Here is a 15,399-nt window from a genome sequence, read left to right on the forward strand (position 1 = left end):
GCAAAGACGAGCGCTTTGACGAAAAGGAGTAGGCCGGCACAGCTGTCGGCGCAGAAGGGGTGATGGCCGCCGGCAAGGTCGGCCATCAGGGTTCAGGCTTGCAGCAACGCATCCAGTTCGCCGCCACGTTCCAGTGCGGCGAGGTCATCGAAGCCGCCGACATGATGCTCGCCAATGAATATCTGCGGCACGCTGCGGCGTTTGCTGCGCTGCAGCATCTCCGCCATCTGCTCGGGCGAGCGACTCACGTCGATTTCCTTATAGGTCACGCCCTTGCGCGTCAGCAGCGCCTTGGCGTTGATGCAGTAAGGGCAGTATGCGGTGGTGTAGAGGGTGACGGCTTGCATGGTGTACCTCCGGCGTCATCAGACGGCTACTGGTGGAAAGTCGACAACGGTTTCGGCCAGGTTGTTGAGGTAATTGGTCAGCGTCATCAAGGCGACGTTGGCCACCACTTCGACGATAGCGGCCTCGCTCAGCCCGTCATCGCGCGCGGCTTGCAGCTGCGCATCGCTGAGGCGGCCGCGGCTGTCGATGATCTGCCGGGTCAGGCGCGCCACGGCATCGAACTCGCCATCGCGGGCGCTGCGAATGTCCGCTGCGCTCAGGCCAGCCTTGCCGGCGAACAAGGTGTGCGCGGCCAGGCAGTACTCGCAGCCGTTGACCTGTGAGCTCGCCAGCGCCACCACTTCGCGCGCCTTGGCGTTCAGTGTGCCCTTGCCGAGGGCCTGGGACAGCGCCAGGTAGCCGCTCAGCGCGGCCGGGGCATTGGCCAGGGTGGCAAAGGTATTGGGGATGAAACCGAGGCCCTTGCGGATGCCTTCCAGTTGCGTCTGGGCGCTGGCAGCGGTTTGTTCGAATGGCAGTGCGGTGATGCGAGTCATGGTGATTCTCCAGTCTTGGGTGGGGAGCTTGTCGTTCAAGCCTGGAGCCATGTTAGGTAATCGACCTGGCTTTTCGGATTCAGATCGTCGATCTTATGCGACAGATCGTCCAATAGTGCGAGATGACCATGGATCGCCTTTCCAGCCTGCTGCATCACTTCAACCTGCACGCCAGCACCTTCCACCGGGGTGGTTTTTGCGGCACCAGCAGCCATGGCGAGCATGAGCCGCACGGCTACATCCACCTGCTGCGTGCCGGGCGCATGAGCTTTCGCGAGGGCGATGGCCGCGAACTGCGTCTGGACGAGCCGAGCCTGATTCTGGTGGCCAGGCCGCGCCTGCACCAGATGACAGCCAGCGAGGCTGACGGTGCCGAACTGGTCTGCGCGACGCTGGCCTTCGACGGCGGCATCGACAATCCGCTGTCGCGTTCACTGCCGGGTGCCATCGTCAAACCGCTGCGCGAGTTGCCGAGCCTGAGCGGTTGCCTGGACTGGCTGTTCGCCGAGGCGGCGGGGGAGGATTGCGGGCGCGAACTGGTGCTCAATCGCCTGTTCGAGCTGATGGTGATCCAACTGCTGCGTCATCTGATGAACAGCCGCGAACTGGCCTCGGGGATGATGGCTGGTCTGGCCGAACCACGCCTGGCGCGGGCGCTCAATCAGTTGCACGAGAAACCGCAGCATGGCTGGTCGGTGGCCGAGCTGGCGGCGCTGGCCGGCATGTCGCGCGCCAGTTTCGCCGCGCATTTTCACGATGTGGTCGGTGCTACACCGGCTGATTATCTGGTGGGCTGGCGCGTCAGCCTGGCGCAGAAGCGTCTGCGCGAGGGCCGGCCCATGGCGCTGATCGCCGACGAGGTCGGCTATGAAAGCCCCTCGGCCCTGGCCCGCGCTTTTCGCCGCAAGGTAGGGGCGAGTCCCAGCGAGTGGTTGCGTCAGGTCGCTCAATAGGCGAAATGGGCGATGGCTTGCCTGACCTTGTCCAGCGCGTCTTCCAGTTGCGCTAGGGTGACCGAGCCAAGGGCCAGGCGCAGCGCATGGGGCACCTGCTCCGAGGTGCTGAACGGCTCAGCGGTGGAGACCGCCACCTGCTCGTGCAGCAGGCGCGCCACGACCTGATCGGCGCGCACCTCGGCCGGTAACGGCAGCCAGAGGAAATAGCCGGCCTCATGGCCGATCGGTTGCAGGCTGGCCAGTACGCGCCGCGCCAGTGCTTGCCGGCAGCGGGCGTCCTCGCGCTTCTGCGCTTGCAGGCGGGCCAGTGTGCCGTCTTCGATCCAGGCGCAGACCAGCGCCGTCATGATGCCCGGGGTGTTCCAGGTGCTGGCGCGGATGCTGCGCTCCAATGCTGCGACCCAGACGGCAGGCACAGTCAGGTAGCCAACCCGCAAGCCGGTGGCGATGTTCTTCGAAAAGCCAGATACATGCACCGTGCGTTCGGGCGCCAGGGCGGCCAGTGGCGCGGGTGCCGAGCTGGCCAGGAAGGCGTAGGCGGCATCCTCGATGATCAGCAGATCGTGCTCGCGGGCGATGTCGATCAGGCGCTCGCGCTGTCGCTGATCGAGTACCCAGCCCAGCGGGTTGTGCAGGGTCGGCATGCTGTAGATCGCCCGTACCCGGCGCGTTCTGCACAGCGTCGCCAGGGCATCGAAATCGGGGCCGCTGGCGTCGCAGGGTACTGCCAGCAATTCCACGCCGCGCGCGGCGGCGGCTGCCTTGAAACCGGGGTAGGTGAGGGCGTCGACCGCGACCACGTCACCGGGCTTGAGCAAAGTCTGCAGGGTCAGCGCCAGTCCATGTTGGGCGCCGTTGACGATCAGCACCTGTTGCGCCGTGACCGGGATTCCCTGATCCGTCAGGTGTCTGGCCAGCAATGCCCGCTCATGGGGGCGCCCGGCATGCGGCTGGTAGCGCAGCAGCGCCTCCAGGTCACCGGACAATGCCAGTTGACGCAGGGCCTGGCGCAGCAGGTCGGCCTGCCCCGGCAGCGTGGGGTAGTTGAAGTTGAGGTCGAGCATGCCGCGCTCGGTCGCCGGCTGGTCGATACCGTGGCCAGGCGCCAGGCTGGTCTCGCGCACGAAGGTGCCGCGTCCGGTTTCGCCACTGACCAGGCCCATGGCGTGCAGCTCCGTGTAGACCCGTGATGCGGTGACCAGGGCGATGCCGTGCTGCGCGGCCAGTTCGCGATGCGTGGGCAGGCGTGTGCCGGGCGCGAGCGCGCCACAGCGGATGTCGGCGGCCAACTGATCGACCAGTTGCTTGTAGCGCGCGCGAGGCATGGGTTGTATCCACGACAATTATTTGATTGTCATGATCATTGCCCCGAAGCTGCGTGGCAACCCGTTTCTTCACAGGAGCTGCCATGCACATCGCCATTCTGACCTTCGAGGGTTTCAACGAGCTCGACTCGCTGATCGCTTACGCCATTCTCAACCGCATTCGCCGGCCCGACTGGCGCGTCAGCATCGCCAGCCCAGCTGCGCGCGTGACATCCATGAACGGGTTGGTGATCGATAGTCAGATCGATCTGCAGCAGGCCTGCGCGGCCGATGCGGTGATCGTCGGCAGTGGCATGCGCACCCGTGAGGTGGTGGCGGATGAAGCGCTGATGGCGCAACTGCGCCTCGACCCGGCGCGCCAACTGCTGGCGGCGCAGTGTTCCGGCACGCTGCTACTGGCTCGGCTCGGCTTGCTCCACGGCGTCGCCGCCTGCACCGATCTGACCAGCAAACCCTGGGTGGAGGCAGCGGGCGTGGCAGTGCTCGATCAGCCACTGTTCGCCCATGGAAATGTCGCCACGGCGGGTGGCTGCCTGGCGTCGACCTATCTCGCCGCCTGGGTCATCGCCCGTCTGGTCGGCCTCGACGAGGCGCGCCAGGCGCTGCACTACGTGGCGCCGGTGGGTGAGAAGGTGCAGTACCTGGCGAGGGCGATGGCGGCGATCGGTCCTTATCTTCAAGGCCGTACAGAGGCGTGACGGGTTCGTGCATCGCGGCAAGCTGTCGTACCATCGCCGACTGACCCCGCCACGAGCCTTCGCGCATGTTCGAAATCCAGCCCATCGACCCCGCCTACTACCGCCAGCAGACCCGCCGCAGCACCGTGGTGATCGCGGTCATCTTCGTGGCGCTGGCCATGCTCTGCGCCACGCTGAGCACGCAGGCATTCGGCACGCCCGGTGGCGACAACTTCAAGTGGAACCTGCTCGGTGTGCTGGCGGGGCTCGGCCTGACCATTGCCCTGGTGCGCCAGCAACTCTGGTCGCGGCCGTTCATGGCGCCGGCCGTTTACGGCTGGCGACTCAAGCGCAGCCTGATGCGCGTCACCAACGTCATGCATCACGTCAAGGCGGGCGTGGCGCAGGGCGATGACAGCGCGATGAAGCTGCTGCGCTTCTACCACTTGGGGGTGACTCAGATGCATCAGCTCGACGGCAACTCCAGCGAGCTGAGCCAGATGGTGCGCGAGATCGACAGCCATCGCGAGGCGATGGCGCAGCAGGGGCTGGACATCGAGCAGACGCGGCTCGACCTGGCTTGGCTGGAGCGGGTCAAAACGTTTAGCTGAGCACTTCTTGTTGATCCAGGTTTGGAGTCACAATGACTTTAAAGTGGTCATTGTGACCTTATCTCCTTGTTGTCATTAGCACCTGTTTTTTCTTATCTATCTGTTTTTGATAGAGAAAATACATGGCACAGAATCTGACTATCTCCGGGTGCAATACCCATTAAAGGAGACATCAGATGAAATCCATTGCCTTGCTTGCCCTTTCCCTCGGCCTCGCGGCCGCCAATGTTCTGCAGGCTGCCGAAGTGCTGGCCGAACGTGAAGAAAACTCGGTGGGTGCCGGTTTCGGTGGTTTGTCCGGCCTGATGCTGGGCGCCGCCGCGGGTGGCCCTGTCGGTGCGCTGGTCGGTGGCGCCGCCGGGCTCTGGTCGGGCGCACAGGTGCAGGCTGCCACGGGTAATAGTGGCACCGCCTATATGGTGCGCCACCAAGACGGTCGTGAGCAGTGGGTGCGCTCGCCCAAGGAGCGCTTCGCGCTGGGTCAGCAGGTGGAGATGAACGGCATCCGCCTGCAAGCGCAGTAAGTCGATCTCAGCGCGGCTCTTGGAAGCCGCGGCACTCATGCTCTTTTGGCTTCGAGGAACTTCATGAATACGAATTTTCAGGGTCGTCTGGCTGTCGTCACCGGGGCCAGCTCGGGTATCGGCCTGGCTGTGTGTGATCTGTTGCTGCAGCGCGGCGCGCGCGTGCTGGCTTTTTCACGGCGTCTGGGCGCGTTGGAAGCGCTGCAGGCGTTGCATCCAGAACAGCTGCATTGGTGTGCGGGGGACGTCACCGATATCGACGCGCTGCATGGGCTGGCCGAGCGGGCGGGGCGGCTCGGGGCAGTCGACTATCTGGTGCCCAACGCCGGAATCGCGCGGCTGGCGCCGGGCTGCGACATGCAGGCGTTCGAGCAGCAGTGGCAGGTCAACGGCGCCGGTGCAATCAATACCTTTCAGGTGCTCAGGCCGCATCTGGCGAGGCCTGCGTCGGTGGTGTTCATCAGTACCTTTCTGCGGCAACTGGGGTTTGCCGGGCTCGGCGGATACATCGCCAGCAAGGCGGCGCTCTCGGCGCTGGTACGTAGTCTGGCGCTGGAACATGCCGGCGATGGGCTGCGGCTCAATCTGGTTTCACCAGGGCCGACGGCGACACCGATCTGGAACAGCCTGGGCCTGGCCGACGATGCCTTGGCGGGCGTCGCCAGTGAGGTTGGCAAGCGCCTGGTCGACGGCGAGTTTCTCGATCCGCAGGCGATTGCCGAGGTGGTGCTGTTCCAGCTGAGCAATGGTGCACGCGGCGTCCACGGCCAGGATTGGGTGGTGGACAAGGGCTACACACTGCAATAAGTCAAGTCGGGGTGGCAGGGCTGCCGCCCCGATTCGGCGACATATCCACTGACATTTGGCGTGGTGCACGCCCGCCGCTTAAAGGTTTTTGAAAGGTTCGCCTCTTAGCCTCCGCACGCGCCTTTCGCGTGCCTTACAAGAAAAAGAGGAGAAAGCGGTTTGTTGACCCTGATTGGCCTGTTGACCATCTGCAGCCTGGTTGTGCTGCTGCTTATCGGGCGCATGTCGCCTGTTCTGCCATTGATCGTGGTGCCGTTGCTGGGCGCTCTGGCCGCGGGCTTTGGCCCGGAGGCGATTTCCGGTTTCTTCACCGATGGCATCGGCCGCGTGACGGCGATTGCCACCATGTTCGTGTTTGCCATCACCTTTTTTGGCGTACTGCAGGACACCGGGCTGTTCCGCCCGCTGATCGGTGGCATGGTCCGGCTTACCCGTGGCAACGTGATCGCGGTGACCGTCGCCACGGCGGTGATCGGCATGCTGGCGCATCTCGACGGCGCCGGCGCCACCACCTTCCTGCTCACCGTTCCCGCCTTGCTGCCGCTGTACAAGCAGTTGCGCATGAGCCCCTACCTGATGCTTCTGTTGCTGGCGCTGGGTGCCGGCATCTTCAACATGCTGCCCTGGGCCGGGCCGCTGGGTCGTGCCTCGGCGGTGACCGGTATCGAGGTCACCGAGCTGTGGCGTCCGCTGATCACCATTCAGGGCATCGGCGTGGTGCTGTTGATTGCCCTGGCGGCGCTGCTGGGCTGGCGTGAACAGCGCCGTATCGCCGCCGGCAAGAGTGGGGACGAAGGTGTGCTGGTGGAAACCAGCACTGACCTGCATGAGCCGAGCGTCGAGGAGCGTGAGCTGGAACGCCCGCGTCTGCTCTGGGCCAACGCCACGCTGTTCCTGGCGGTGCTGGTTTCGCTGTTCTCTGGCGTGTTGCCGGCTGGCTACATCTTCATGATCGGCCTGTGTCTGGCGCTGCTGATCAACTATCCGGGCGGCAAGGCGCAGATGCAGTGCATCTCGGCGCATGCCCCGGCTGCCCTGAGCATGGGCATGATCATCCTGGCGGCGGGCTCGATGCTTGGCATCTTCACCGGTACCGGCATGCTCACTTCCATTGCCCAGGACCTGGCGCAGGTGCTGCCGGCACCGCTGGTAGGGCAGATGCACATCGTGCTGGGGCTGTTCGGCCTGCCGATGGAGCTGATGCTGAGCACCGACGCCTACTACTTCGGGCTGCTGCCGGTGACGCTGGAAGTGGTCGGCGCCCAGGGCGTCGAGCCGGCCAGCGTGGTCTATGCGCTGACCATCGGCAACATCATCGGCACCTTCATCAGCCCGTTCTCGCCGGCACTGTGGCTGGCACTGGGTCTGGCCGGGCTGGACCTGGGCCGGCACATTCGCTACTCGCTGTGGTGGATGTGGGGCTTCTCGCTGGTGCTGTTCGGCGCGGCCTGGGGGCTTGGGTTGTTCTAGCGACGGTCTGCAGTGCATCTGACGCCCGGGCTTGCCCGGGCGTTTTGCGTCAGGACAACGGCCTGTTAGCTGATTTCCACCTGGTAACGGAAGCTCTCCGCCGCCGCACGTGACAGGCGATATTCCAGCGGCGTGCGGTCGTAGCCCAATGCGGTGCGTTCGATGACCACGCTCGGGCTGGTTTCGGCCACATCCAGAATGGCAGCGAGCTCTGCATCGGCTGCGGAGACGGTAAGGGTTTCCTGGGCCGAGGCGATGCGCTGGCCGCAATGCTGCTCGTAGAAGGGATAGAGCAATTGCGGGAAGTCGTCGGGGGCGATATCCAGCAGAGCGCTGAAGCGCGAGGCGGGCAGCCAGATACGTTCATGGAACAGCGGGCGGCCTTCGATCAGGCGCAGGCGCTGGAGAAAGACGCAGGGCTCGTCTTGGCCCAGTTTCAGGGCCTGGCTGACGGCGGCGTCGGCAGGCACCTGACGGCAATCGAGGACACGGCTTTGCGGCACCTGAGGCTGGCCGCTGGCGCTGACCTGACGAAAGAAGCGAAACAGCGAGCCGTCGAAGTTCGGCCGCCGCACGAAGGTGCCGCGGCCCTGGGCACGCAGCAGCAGGCCTTCTGCGACCAGGGTTTCCACCGCCTTGCGCACCGTTCCCACGGCCACGCCGTACTGGCGGGTCAACTCCGCTTCGGTGGGGATGGCTTCGCCGGGCAGCCATTCGCCTGCGGCGATCTTGCCCAGCATTTCGTCGCGTAACCGCTGATACAGCGGCAGGCGTTCGTCCTGTCCGAGAGCCGTGGTGCTCATAAACCTCACATCCGCAATTCGACCGGCCGTCACTTTACCACCGGGTAGCGCGTTGACAGCGCTCGATCTCTATCTATACAGTCATCTATTCATGTATATGACTATATGTATTTATAAGAATAGCCGCTTCATGTGATCGGCTCGAACAAGAATCGACAGAGGTATCGCTTCGTGACGCCCATGCCTTATGCCGCTATCGCCGGCATCGACACCCACGCGCACATCTTTCGCCAGGACCTGCCCATGATTCCTGGCCGCCGCTACAGCCCCGGCTATGACGCTTCCGTGGAGCAGTACCTGACCCACCTGGAGGCTTGCGGGCTGTCCCACGGCGTGCTGATCCAGCCCAGCTTTCTCGGCACCGACAACCACTACATGCTCGAGGCGTTGCAGCGTTTCCCGGAGCGTTTGCGTGGCGTCGCGGTGGTCGACGCGCAGGTCAGCGATGCCGAGCTGGACGAATTGGCCGCCGCGGGTGTGGTGGGAATACGCCTGAATCTGATCGGCAAGGTGCTGGAGGACTACACGGGGCCGGCCTGGAACGGACTGTTGCGCCGCCTGGCGCGACGCGGCTGGCAGGTGGAGATCCAGCGTGGTTTCGACGACCTGGCGCTGATCGTGCCGGCGATTCTCGAGTCAGGCGTCACCCTGGTGATCGATCATTTCGGCCTGCCGGCACCGAGCGTGCAGCTGGACGATCCGAAGCATGACGCTTTCTTCGATTTGCTCGGCCAGGCGCCGGTGTGGATCAAGCTGTCGGCGGCCTATCGCAGCCAGTCCGACCTGAGCCGTGCCCAGGCCATCGAGGCGCGTCTGCGTGAGGCCTGTGGTGGCGTCGGTCGCTTCCTCTGGGGCAGCGATTGGCCCAACACCCAGTTCGAGTCGCAGACCCGTTACGATCAGCAGTTCGCGCTGCTCGAGGCCCTGCTGCCCAACCCCGAGGAGCGCCGTCGCGTTCTGGTGGACAACCCCGCAACCCTGTTCGGTTTCGCCTCGGCGTAACCGTCGCTCACATCAGAACAACAAAAGGAATCAAATCATGATGAGCCTGCTCGTCGTCGCCGCGATCGTCCTCGCCGTCGCGTTGGGGTACACCACCAAGATCAACATCGGCCTGTTCGCCATTGCCTTCGCCTACCTGCTGGGCTGCTTCGGCATGGGCCTGAGCCCGGGCGACATCATCAACATGTGGCCGCTGAAGATTTTCTTCGTGATCTTCTCGGTCTGTCTGTTCTACAGCTTCGCCACCGTCAACGGCACCCTGGAAAAACTCGCCGGGCATCTGCTGTATCGCTGCCGTGGCGTGCCGCACCTGCTGCCCTATGCCATTTTGCTCACCTCGGGGGTTATCGCTGCCATGGGCGCCGGTTACTACACCGTGCTGGCCTTCATGGCGCCGCTGACCCTGCTGCTGTGCCAGCGTACCGGCATGAGCCTGATTCTCGGCGGCATGGCGGTGAACTATGGTGCGCTGGCCGGGGCCAACTTCGTTTCCAGTCAGAGCGGCATCATCTTCCGCGGCCTGATGACCGGTGCCGGCATGCCCGAGAGCGAGGCCTTCGTCAACGCCCTGGCGATCTTCGCCAGCACTGCAATCATCCCGGTGCTGGTGATTTCCGCGTTCGTCTTCCTCGGTGGCCACGGCCGCAACCTGAAGAATGCGGTGCTCGCCGCCGATCTGCCGGAGGCCTTCAATCGTGAACAGAAACTGACCCTGCTGCTGACTCTGCTGATGATGGTGTTGGTGCTTGCCGCGCCCTTGGCGCTGCTGGCCTTTCCGGACAACGCCACGGTCAGGTTCGTCAACAGCAAGGTGGATATCGGCCTGATTGCCAGCGTCTTCTCGGTGATCGCACTGCTGCTCAAACTGGGTGACGAACGTAAGGCCATCGCCTCCGTGCCCTGGGCCACGCTGATCATGATCTGCGGCGTCGGCATGCTGATCTCGATCGCGATCAAGGCCGGCACCATCGACGCCCTGGCGTCCTGGATCGGCGGCAACATCCCACCGTTGATGGTTCCGGTGGCCTTCGGTGTGGTGGCGGCACTGATGTCGATCTTCGCCAGCACCCTCGGTGTGGTGACGCCGGCACTGTTCCCCATGGTGCTGCCGCTGGCGGCTTCGATGTCGATCGATCCGATGATCATCTTCATCGCCATCGTGGTCGGTGCCCAGGCCACCTCGATCTCGCCGTTCTCCTCGGGTGGCAGCCTGCTGCTGGGCTCGTGCACCGATGACAAGGCGCGCTCGACGCTGTTCTCGCAACTGCTGCTACGCGCCGCGCCCATCGGCTTCGTCGCCGCCATGCTGTTCAACCTGGCGCTGACTTTCCTGTTCTGATGTAAAGGGTTCTTCGTATAGTTGGGGAAGGTGTGAGTTGATACCGGACTGGCAAGTTTCTGTGCGTATCGCTTACTGGCTTAGCACTATCCATTACCGCGTCTGCTGAACGTTTGGGTTGCGCCCCTTACGGGCGCCACACCTTTCTTGCTTGCCCAAGAAAGGTGTGCCAAAGAAGGGCACCCCGACATCCGGGTTTCGCTACGCGAAACTTCCCTCGCTCCGGCGCTGCTCCGGGGGCCGGCTTACATGGGCCATCCCTGGCCCATTAAGCCTTTCGCCGCATCCATGCGGCTCATCCCCCTGCGCAACACCTCCACTCGGCCTCCTGAAGGGGACCGGGCCGCGAGCTTGCGTAATCTTCGCAAAATTGAAATTAGCGGCGTCTGGCTTTTGCCTTTGCTCTTCAACTGCGATGGGACAGACGACGCCCAAGTCCCCTTCAGGAGGCCGAGTGGAATCGCCGTGGAAGGGGTTGAGCGACATGGATGTCGCGAGAGCTGCGATGGGCCAGGGATGGCCCTTCGCAGCGTGCCCCTGGAGCGGTGATGGAGCGAGGGAACCCCGGCGTAGCCGGGGCCGTATGCAGGGGTGTGTTTCTTTGCTTACTTTCTTTGCACAAGCAAAGAAAGTGAGTCGCCCGTAAGGGGCGAAACCCATCAGTCCAGGCGACGCGTTAACGGATAGTGCCAGCACCGAAAGAACACACATAGTTGCCAGTCCGGTGCCAAGCGTATCCCCCGCGAGAGTGCGAAGAACCTGAAAAAAGCCCCGAAATCGCGTGATGCCGGGGCTCTATCCCCGCAAGTCCGTATCGCTATTTCAGCCGATAACGCGCCAGTTCATCCGGGCCCAGCAGGCGCAAGCGTCCCGGCTCTAGCTGATAGATGTCTTCCGCCAGGCTTACGTCGACACCCATGTCACGAAAGTACCTGGCCGGGCTGAACGACTGGCTGCCATGGGCGGCCTGTGCCAGTGCCGAGTCACCAGCGGGGAAGGGTGGTCGGCGCAGGGCAACGTGGCCGTTGATGGTTCGTTTGGTGCCAGCAGCGAGCAGGTAGATGCAACTGCCCTGGCACAGGCCGCCTGAAGGCACCAACGCCTCGAAGCCGGTTTCCCGTAGCAAGCGGCCCATGCGTATGGCCTCCGGGGCGCTGCCGCCGATGCTGTCGAGCAGCACGACCTTGCGCTTGTGCTTGCCCGGGTTGGCGCGCAAGCCCTGCAGCAATTTCTCGTAGTCGCCCGGAACGATCTCTTCGGAAATCTTCACCGCCAGCAGGCCGGCGTTAGCTTCGACTTCCACCTGTGCGTGGGCGGTCAGCGCGGTGAACAGGGTGGTAGCGACCAGGGCGAATCGTAAACGCTGGGCAATCATCGGGTGGGGTACGCGATAGTGGCTCGGGAGGTAGACGATACCTGCCGGCGCACCATCTCGCATCTGTCAGATTTGCCCGTCTTTGTGCTGCACCTTCCAGGCCCAGGCGAACAGCAGCAGGCCGCCGATGGCGGTGGCTGCACCGATGTAGCCGGTGACCGTCCAGCCCATGCCGGCGCTGATGGCCAGGCCGCCGAGCCAGGGGCCCAGCGCGTTGGCGACGTTGAACGCGGCGTGATTGGACGCGGCGGCGAGTGTCTGCGCGCCCGTGGCGACGTCCATCAGATGGGTCTGCAGGGCCGGGCCGAGGGCGATCATGGTGCCGAGGGCGAAGATCGCCGGCAGGATCGTCCACAGGCTGTGCGCGGCGAATGGGAAGACCAGCAGTACCAGGGTGCTCCAGGCCAGAATCCAGGCCACGGCGCGCAGGCGCAGGCGGTCGAACAGCCAGCCGCCGGCACTGTTGCCGACGATGCAGCCGGCGCCGAACACGCCCATGGCCAGGGGAATCCAGCCGGGGCCGACCTGGGTAACGTGGAGCAGGGTCGGCGCCATGTAGCTGAATACGCAGAACATCCCGGCGAAACCGATCGAGCCGATGCCCAGGGCCAGCCAGATCGGCGCGCGGTTGAAGGCGCGCAGTTCGCCCGAGGGGCTGCTGCGCTGCTCGTGCGGGTCGGCGGGGAGGAAGATCGCCACCATGGCGATGGTGGTGATGGCGATGATGCCGACCAGGGCGAAGGCGTAGCGCCAGCTCATGAACTGGCCGAGCCAGGTGGCTAGCGGGTTGCCGATCAGGATGGCCACGGTCAGGCCGGCCAGCACCCGGCTCACTGCCTTGGCGCGCTTGTGCGGGGGCGCCATGGAGGCGGCCACCAGCATGGCGATGCCGAAGTAGGCACCATGCGGCAGGCCGGCGATGAAGCGGAAGATCAGCAGCGGCTCATAACTTGGTGCCAGGGCGCTGGCGAAGTTGCCAAGGGCGAAGCAGCCCATCAGCAGCAGAAGCAGGATGCGCCTTGGCAGGCGGGCGCCGAGCAGGGCCAGCAGCGGTGCGCCGACCACCACGCCGAGGGCATAGGCGCTGATCACGTGGCCGACCTGCGGCTCGCTGACCCCAAGATCGGCGGCGACGTTGGGCATCAGGCCCATGATGGCGAACTCGCCGGTGCCGATGGCGAAGCCGCCGAGGGCCAGGGCGAGTTGAATGAGAAGGATCGCGCCCGGCGACAGACTCGTCGCGGCGTCGGATGCAGAACTGTTCATGAGAAACCTGGAAGGGCGAGAAGCAAGCGCGCAATTATAATCTCCGAGCGCCTTGCTTGGGTATTGGCCAGCGCTCTATTTCGGGCTTGGAGATGGATGGCCGGAGTCGTTCAGGGCCTTCACGTAGTCGACGAAGGCACGCAGCGGCGCCGGTACGTGACGCCTGCTGTGGTAGTACAGGTACGGCCCGTCGAAGTGCTGCCACCAGTCCTGCATGAAGGGTTGCAGCTGGCCGCTGGCGAGGTGCGCCGCGATGTACTCCTCGAAGGTGTAGAGAATGCCGTGACCGGCGCAGGCTGCAGCGATCAACAGATCCTGCGACGAGCTGACCAGGCGGCCCCCGGGGGCGATTCGCAGGGTGCGTCCCTCCTGTTCGAACTCCCACACGCCGAGCTTGCCGCTGGCGAAGCGGTAGCCGAGCAGGCGATGTTCGCTCAGTTCGCTGGGGTGTTGCGGCGTGCCATGGCGCTGCAGGTAGCTGGGCGCCGCCACTGCCATGAAACACTGCCGGCGTGGCCCGATGGGGATGGCGATCATGTCCTTGGCCAGGCTTTCCTCGTAGCGAATACCGGCGTCGTAACCGGCGCCGATCACGTCGATGAAGGTGTTGTCCATGTTCACTTCCAGCGCGATGCCAGGGTAGCGAGCGAGAAAGCCGTCCAGCAGCTGCGGCAGGATGTGCCGCGCGATCACGCCGGGCACATGCAGGCGCAGTGAGCCGACCGGGTTCTGTGGATCTTCCTGCAGGTCGTTGAGCGCCGTGTTGATCTCGTCCAGCGCGGGGCGCAGGCGCTCCAGCAGGCGTGCGCCGATTTCCGTCGGCGTCAGGCCGCGCGTGGTACGGTTGAGCAGGCGCACGTCCAGTTCCTTTTCCAGGCGGCGCACGCAATCGCTCAGCGACGAGGCCGACATGCCGCGGCGTTGCGCTGCGACGCGAAAGCCACCGGCCTCGACCACGGCAGCGAACAGAGCGACGTCGGATAGATTTGGTTGGCGCATGGGCGTCGGCTAGGTGATGACGAAGGGTCCGATAATGCGGCGCAGCGGCCGCTTTGCCAATCCTGAGGGGCGCATGCAGGGATGTAGCCCGGATGAAATCCAGGAATGTAGATCCATGACTCCGGATTGCATCCGGGTCAGGTTTTGCGTCCGCGAAACACCTGGTAACTGTCCGCCTGACCGTATGCGCTGTTCGGCTTTGGACGGCTTATCGTACGCGTCGTCTGCCCGCACTCTATGTCCTGTACGTGCGCCTGGTCTGGCGCATCGAGTCAACGGACACGAGGAATCAGCCGATGGACAAGAAGAATGCTGTGGGGCGAGGCCATTCGCGTCGTGATGCCCTGAAACTGTTTGGCGTCGTGGGCGGTAGCCTGGCCTTGCAAGGAGTGTTGGGCGGGATGCCGACATTCGCCTGGGCCAGTCCCACACCGGGGTGGCAGGCGAGCGACATGCCGGCGCTGACCGGCAAGCGCATGCTGGTCACCGGCGGCACCAGTGGTATGGGCTTCGAGGACGCCCTGGCCCTGAGCGGGGCTGGGGCGCAGGTGATCATCGCCGCGCGCAATGCACAGCGCGGCGCCGAGACTATCGAACGTATTCGTGCTCAGGTACCCGATGCGCGGGTGCGTTTCGAACAGCTGGATCTGGCCGACCTGGCTTCGGTACGCAGCCTGGCCCAGCGCCTGAACGCCGAAGGCGAGGTGTTGGATGTGCTGATCAACAACGCCGCGATCATGGCGCCGCCTCAGCGCGGCGTATCTCGCGATGGTTTCGAGATGCAGCTGGCAACCAACTTCCTCGGCCATTTCGCGCTCACTGGCTTGCTCCTGCCATCACTGCGCAAATCGCCCGACCCGCGCGTGGTGACGCTGGCGAGCATCGCCGTGAACCGTGGCCGTATCAACTTCGATGACCTGCAGTCGGAGAACAACTACAACCCCTACGCCGCCTATGCGCAGTCGAAGCTGGCCTGTCTGATGATGGCCTTCGAGCTGCAGCGGCGCAGCCTGGCCAATGGCTGGGGCGTGCGCAGCGTCGCCGCGCACCCTGGCGTCGCCGTTACCGAGCTGGTCGAGCGCGGGCCAGGACTGCAAAGCGAGTTCGCTCAGCAGTGGGCGAAGGATCGCGATGTCTATCACTCGGCGGCGCAGGGTGCGCTGTCGTCGCTGTTCGCGGCGACGGCTGCCGAGGCCGAGGGCGGGCGCTACTACGGGCCGACCGGCGAAGAGGAAAAACGCGGCCCTTTGGGGCTGGCCAAGGTGCCGGAGGCTGCGGCGGATGCCGATGATGCGGCGCGCCTGTGGTCGGTGGCCGAGCGCCTGACGGGCGTCAGGTACGGCTGAGTCATGCCGGCGCGC

At 64.5% G+C, this 15,399-nt stretch carries 16 protein-coding genes; 9 read left to right on the forward strand and 7 right to left on the reverse strand.

The genetic code is table 11. The features are described 5' to 3' along the window. Positions 1-92 precede the first annotated feature (92 nt). Positions 93-347, reverse strand: coding sequence for a glutaredoxin 3 (grxC, locus tag JWV26_RS18240; RefSeq protein WP_072426014.1), 255 nt, complete (start codon positions 345-347; stop codon positions 93-95). 18 nt (positions 348-365) lie between these two features. Then, complete coding sequence (locus tag JWV26_RS18245; RefSeq protein WP_072426013.1) at positions 366-884, reverse strand: carboxymuconolactone decarboxylase family protein; 519 nt, start codon at positions 882-884, stop codon at positions 366-368. A 122-nt stretch (positions 885-1,006) separates the two neighbouring features. Here JWV26_RS18245 and JWV26_RS18250 point away from each other — a divergent pair, with 122 nt between their 5' ends. Next, positions 1,007-1,837 carry an AraC family transcriptional regulator gene (locus JWV26_RS18250; protein ID WP_072426012.1) on the forward strand — a complete coding sequence of 277 codons (831 nt, stop codon included), beginning with the start codon at positions 1,007-1,009 and terminating at the stop codon, positions 1,835-1,837. On the opposite strand, the gene JWV26_RS18255 is transcribed toward JWV26_RS18250, so the two are convergent. Continuing rightward, a complete protein-coding gene (locus JWV26_RS18255; protein ID WP_206417489.1) occupies positions 1,831-3,165 on the reverse strand; it encodes an aminotransferase-like domain-containing protein in 1,335 nt (444 codons plus the stop codon). The genes JWV26_RS18250 and JWV26_RS18255 overlap by 7 nt on opposite strands. 83 nt (positions 3,166-3,248) lie before the next feature. On the opposite strand from JWV26_RS18255, the gene JWV26_RS18260 reads away from it, so the two are divergent. The 5 genes from JWV26_RS18260 (at position 3,249) to JWV26_RS18280 (ending at position 7,254) form a co-directional block, all read left to right on the forward strand. Beyond that, positions 3,249-3,863, forward strand: a complete 615-nt coding sequence (locus JWV26_RS18260) for a DJ-1/PfpI family protein (protein WP_206417490.1) — start codon at positions 3,249-3,251, stop codon at positions 3,861-3,863. 65 nt (positions 3,864-3,928) lie between these two features. Continuing rightward, positions 3,929-4,453 (forward strand): DUF3087 domain-containing protein, encoded by a 525-nt coding sequence (locus tag JWV26_RS18265; protein ID WP_206417491.1) that lies wholly within the window; start codon positions 3,929-3,931, stop codon positions 4,451-4,453. A 176-nt stretch (positions 4,454-4,629) separates the two neighbouring features. Next, complete coding sequence (locus JWV26_RS18270) at positions 4,630-4,977, forward strand: hypothetical protein (RefSeq protein ID WP_206417492.1); 348 nt, start codon at positions 4,630-4,632, stop codon at positions 4,975-4,977. 63 nt (positions 4,978-5,040) lie between these two features. After that, complete coding sequence (locus JWV26_RS18275; protein WP_017677706.1) at positions 5,041-5,784, forward strand: SDR family NAD(P)-dependent oxidoreductase; 744 nt, start codon at positions 5,041-5,043, stop codon at positions 5,782-5,784. Positions 5,785-5,943: 159 nt separating this feature from the next. Next, complete coding sequence (locus tag JWV26_RS18280) at positions 5,944-7,254, forward strand: CitMHS family transporter (protein ID WP_206417493.1); 1,311 nt, start codon at positions 5,944-5,946, stop codon at positions 7,252-7,254. Between the two features lie 65 nt (positions 7,255-7,319). Here JWV26_RS18280 and JWV26_RS18285 read toward each other — a convergent pair whose 3' ends face one another. Continuing rightward, a complete protein-coding gene (locus tag JWV26_RS18285; RefSeq protein ID WP_206417494.1) occupies positions 7,320-8,057 on the reverse strand; it encodes a GntR family transcriptional regulator in 738 nt (245 codons plus the stop codon). A gap of 180 nt (positions 8,058-8,237) precedes the next feature. Between JWV26_RS18285 and JWV26_RS18290 the strand changes: the two genes are divergently transcribed. Together JWV26_RS18290 and JWV26_RS18295 are read left to right on the forward strand one after the other, a co-directional pair. After that, on the forward strand, positions 8,238-9,059 hold the full coding sequence (locus JWV26_RS18290; RefSeq protein ID WP_206417495.1) for an amidohydrolase family protein: 822 nt from the start codon (positions 8,238-8,240) through the stop codon (positions 9,057-9,059). 37 nt (positions 9,060-9,096) lie between these two features. After that, positions 9,097-10,398, forward strand: a complete 1,302-nt coding sequence (locus JWV26_RS18295) for an SLC13 family permease (protein WP_206417496.1) — start codon at positions 9,097-9,099, stop codon at positions 10,396-10,398. Positions 10,399-11,215: 817 nt separating this feature from the next. Here JWV26_RS18295 and JWV26_RS18300 read toward each other — a convergent pair. From JWV26_RS18300 to JWV26_RS18310, 3 genes are all read right to left on the reverse strand, one after another. After that, positions 11,216-11,773 carry a COG3904 family protein gene (locus JWV26_RS18300; RefSeq protein WP_079785315.1) on the reverse strand — a complete coding sequence of 186 codons (558 nt, stop codon included), beginning with the start codon at positions 11,771-11,773 and terminating at the stop codon, positions 11,216-11,218. Positions 11,774-11,839: 66 nt separating this feature from the next. Next, positions 11,840-13,039, reverse strand: coding sequence for an MFS transporter (locus JWV26_RS18305; RefSeq protein ID WP_072426003.1), 1,200 nt, complete (start codon positions 13,037-13,039; stop codon positions 11,840-11,842). Between the two features lie 75 nt (positions 13,040-13,114). Next, positions 13,115-14,038: a LysR family transcriptional regulator gene (locus JWV26_RS18310; protein ID WP_206417497.1), complete on the reverse strand. Its 924-nt coding sequence runs from the start codon at positions 14,036-14,038 to the stop codon at positions 13,115-13,117. Positions 14,039-14,334: 296 nt separating this feature from the next. Here JWV26_RS18310 and JWV26_RS18315 point away from each other — a divergent pair, with 296 nt between their 5' ends. Next, on the forward strand, positions 14,335-15,384 hold the full coding sequence (locus tag JWV26_RS18315) for an SDR family oxidoreductase (protein WP_093049280.1): 1,050 nt from the start codon (positions 14,335-14,337) through the stop codon (positions 15,382-15,384). The last annotated feature ends 15 nt before the right edge of the window (positions 15,385-15,399 follow it).

It is taken from the genome of Ectopseudomonas toyotomiensis, assembly GCF_017167985.1.
Taxonomy (GTDB): domain Bacteria; phylum Pseudomonadota; class Gammaproteobacteria; order Pseudomonadales; family Pseudomonadaceae; genus Aquipseudomonas; species Aquipseudomonas toyotomiensis.